Origin of the sequence: Actinomadura sp. WAC 06369, assembly GCF_003947565.1 — a bacterium.
GTDB classification, from domain to species: domain Bacteria; phylum Actinomycetota; class Actinomycetes; order Streptosporangiales; family Streptosporangiaceae; genus Spirillospora; species Spirillospora rifamycini.
Genome location: NZ_QHJN01000320.1, coordinates 1 through 3,680, shown reverse-complemented (window position 1 = coordinate 3,680; position 3,680 = coordinate 1). Strand labels below are relative to the sequence as shown.

Here is a 3,680-nt window from a genome sequence, read left to right as displayed (position 1 = left end):
CGGTGGCGGCGTCGCCGAACAGGGCGAGCAGGTAGGCGCCGTCGACGAGGTCGCCGGCGTAGTGGGCGTGGGAGTAGGGGATGTAGCGCCGGTGCACGACGGTCAGGCCCTGCCGGGGGTCGGCGGGGCCGGGGACACGGAAGAGGGCCCGTGACATCCGTCGGGCCCGCTCGCGGTCGCCGTCGCCCGCTCGGCCCGGTAGCGTTCCGAGCAGGCAGAGTCGGGAGAACCCCGAGAGACCGAGCGAACGGGGCGTGGAGTTGGCCCAGGACATCATTCCGGACCGGCAGCCGGCCGCCGCGTCCGCCGCCCCGGGCACGGCGGGGGACACCGCCGCGGGCACCGCGCCGGCCGCCCGGCCCCGCCGGCACCTGCGCCTCGCCGCCTGGTTCCGGCACGGCGGCGGCGCCGGTTGGCCCCGCACCCTGCTCGCCGTCGCCGGCGGCCTGCTCATGTGGCTCGCGTTCCCGCCGAACGACCTGGTCGTCCTCGCGCCCGTCGGCGTCGCCGCCCTCACCCTCGCCCTGCACGGCCGCGTGCCCGGCCTGCGGCGCGCGCCCGACGGCGTCCGCGGCACCGCCCGCACCGGCGCCTGGCTCGGCTTCCTCGGCGGCGCCGCGTTCTTCATCCCCGTCCTCACCGGCATCGTCAAGATCGGCCCGGACGCGTGGATCCTGCTCAGCCTCGTCGAAGCCGCCTACCTCGCCCCCATGGGCGCCGGGATCGCGCTCGCCGCCCGGCTCCCCGGCTGGCCGGTGTGGGCCGCCGGCCTGTGGGTGGCGCAGGAGGCCGCCCGCGGCCGCGTCCCCTTCGGCGGATTCCCGTGGGCGCGGCTCGCGTTCAGCCAGACCTCCACCCCCCTCACCCCGTACGCCGCCGTCGCCGGCGCGCCGCTGGTGACCTTCCTGACCGCGCTGATCGGAGGGCTCCTCGCCTACGCCGTCCTGGCCGCCCTGCGCGTCCGCGCCCGCGCCCGGGCCGCCGCCGCGGCCGGCGAGGGAAACGGCGGCGGCGCCCGGCGCGCCCTGGCCCCGGCGGCGTCCGTCGCGGCGCCCCTCGCGGTCGCCGGCGCGATCGTCGGCGGCGGCGCCCTGATCCCCACGCCCACCGGCGGCGACCCCGTCACCGTCGCCGTCGTCCAGGGCAACGTCCCCCGCCTCGGCCTGGACTTCCAGGGCCAGCGCCGCGCCGTCCTGGACAACCACGTCGAGGCCACCCACGAGCTGGCCCGCCGCGTCCGCGCCGGGGAGGTCGCGCGGCCCGAACTGGTCGTCTGGCCGGAGAACTCCAGCGACCTCGACCCCTACCGCGAACCCGACGCCCGCGCCGCCATCGACGGCGCCGTCAAGGCCATCGGCGTCCCCGTCCTCGTCGGCGCGCTCACCGCCACCCCCGACGGGGAGAAGGTCGAGAACCGCGGCATCGTGTGGGACCCGCGGACCGGCCCCGGCGACCACTACGTCAAGCGGCACCCCGTCCCGTTCGGCGAGTACGTCCCGTTCCGCGACGTCCTGACGCGGTTCATCGACCGGCTCGACCAGATCCCCCGCGACTTCGTCCACGGCACCCGCTCGGGCGTCATGCGGCTCGGGCCCGTCACCGTCGGCGACGTCATCTGCTTCGAGGTCGCCTACGACCAGGAGGTCCGCGACGTCGCCGCCGGGCAGCTGCTGGTCGTGCAGACCAACAACGCCACCTACGGGCACACCAGCCTGCCGCCGCAGCAGATCGCGATGTCCCGGCTGCGCGCGGTCGAACATGGCCGTACGATCTTGGTGGCCGCGACGAGCGGGATCAGCGCGATCGTCGCCCCGGACGGCCGGATGATCGACCGGTCCGCCGAGTTCGTGCGGGACCTGCAGGTCGCCACCGTCCCGGCGCGCACGGCGACCACGCCGTCCGACCGGATGGGCGCCGCGCCCGAGTGGGCCATGGCGGCGCTCGGCGTCCTGGCCGCCTGCGCCGCCGCCCGGTCCATGACGCGCTCCGCGCGGAGCGCACGGACCGCCGGCGCCGCGCGCGGCACCGGGACCGGCGGGCGCGCGGCGGACGGGAACGCGGTGGACAGGAACGACGAGGAGAAATGACGCCGATGGAGATGCCGGCCGAACTCGGGCGCGTGCTCGTGATCATCCCGACCTACAACGAGCGGGACAACATCGAGCGCATCACCGGCCGGGTCCGCGAAGCCGTCCCGTCGGTGGACGTCCTGGTCGTCGACGACGCCAGCCCCGACGGCACCGGCGAGGTCGCCGACGCCATGGCGGCCGAGGACCCGCAGATCGCCGTGCTGCACCGGCAGGGCAAGGACGGGCTCGGCCCCGCCTACATCGCCGGGTTCCGGTGGGCCGCCGAGCACGACTACGACGTCATGGTCGAGATGGACGCCGACGGCTCCCACCAGCCCGAGGAACTGCCGCGCCTGCTGGCCGCCCTCGAGGACGCCGACCTGGTGATCGGCGCCCGCTGGGTGCCCGGCGGACGCGTCGAGAACTGGCCCAAGCGGCGCGAGGCGCTGTCGCGCGGCGCCAACACCTACGCGCGGCTCATGCTCGGCATCCCCCTGCACGACGCCACCGGCGGGTACCGGGCGTTCCGCGCCGCCACCCTGGAGAAGATCGGGCTGGAGGACGTCGACTCGCGCGGCTACTGCTTCCAGATCGACCTGGCGCTGCGCGCCCTGCGCGAGGGCCTGCGGGTCGTGGAGGTCCCGATCACGTTCGTCGAGCGCGTCCACGGCACCAGCAAGATGAGCCGCGACGTGATGGCCGAGGCCGCGATGCGGATCACCCAGTGGGGGATGACCGACCGCGTCGACAAGTTCCGCGGCCCCCGCTGACCCCGGACGCTCCGAGTGATGGGGCCCGCCGGGGAAACGTTCGGGGGCGTCGCGGCGTTGACCCCTTAGAGGCTTTTCCTACCCCGAAGATGGAGCCATGCTGCCGCTCGCACTGGTCCTGGCGTTCCTGGTGTTGCCGGTCGTGGAGATCTACACGATCATCCAGGTCGGCGAGGTGATCGGCGCGTGGCCGACGGTCGCGCTGCTGGTGTTCGAGAGCCTCCTGGGCGGCTGGATCATGCGGCGCGAGGGCCGCCGCGCGTGGCGGGCCCTGCAGGAGACGTTCGAGCGCGGCGTCGTCCCCGACCGCGAGCTGGCCGACGCCGGGCTCGTCCTGGTCGGCGGCGCGCTGCTGCTGACCCCCGGGTTCGTCACCGACGTGTTCGGGTTCGCGTTCGTCCTGCCGTTCACCCGGCCCCTGGTCCGGGGGCTGGTGTCGCGGTGGGCGGCGCGCCGCATGCGGGTCGCGCAGGCCCGCTCGGCCACCCTGTTCCCGCCGCCCGGCGGCGGGTTCGGCGCCGGGCCGTTCGGCCAGGCCGGCCCGGGCGGCCTCGGCGGGTTCGGGCCGTTCGGCGCGCCCGCCCGCGACGCCGGGACGCCCTCCGGCCCCGTCGTCCGGGGCGAGGTCATCGACCTCGACGAGGACACCGGCCGGGACGCCGGAGGAGACGGCGGTGCGGGCGCCGGTCGCGGCGCGGACCGCAAGCCCCTCGCCTGACCGACCCGCCCACCGCCGGTGCGTCCCTTCGGAAGACGGGACAGGGGACGGGTCAGGCGTCGCGGCGGGCCAGCACCGCCCCGCCCACCAGCAGCGCCAGCGCAGCCCACGCCGCCAGCACCC

General features: G+C 76.2%; 3 protein-coding genes. All 3 read left to right on the top strand.

Annotated elements, in window-relative coordinates:
- Positions 1-254: 254 nt before the first annotated feature.
- The 3 genes from lnt to DMH08_RS38925 all read left to right on the top strand — a co-directional run bounded on the left by lnt (position 255) and on the right by DMH08_RS38925 (position 3,557).
- Complete coding sequence (gene lnt / locus DMH08_RS38935; RefSeq protein WP_233618070.1) at positions 255-2,087, top strand: apolipoprotein N-acyltransferase; 1,833 nt, start codon at positions 255-257, stop codon at positions 2,085-2,087.
- The gene (locus DMH08_RS38930; protein WP_442778676.1) at positions 2,084-2,839 is read left to right on the top strand and encodes a polyprenol monophosphomannose synthase; all 756 of its coding nucleotides are present in this window, start codon (positions 2,084-2,086) and stop codon (positions 2,837-2,839) included. The genes lnt and DMH08_RS38930 overlap by 4 nt, the downstream gene beginning before the upstream one ends.
- A 97-nt stretch (positions 2,840-2,936) precedes the next feature.
- Positions 2,937-3,557: an FxsA family protein gene (locus tag DMH08_RS38925; protein ID WP_051300460.1), complete on the top strand. Its 621-nt coding sequence runs from the start codon at positions 2,937-2,939 to the stop codon at positions 3,555-3,557.
- Positions 3,558-3,680 lie beyond the last annotated feature (123 nt).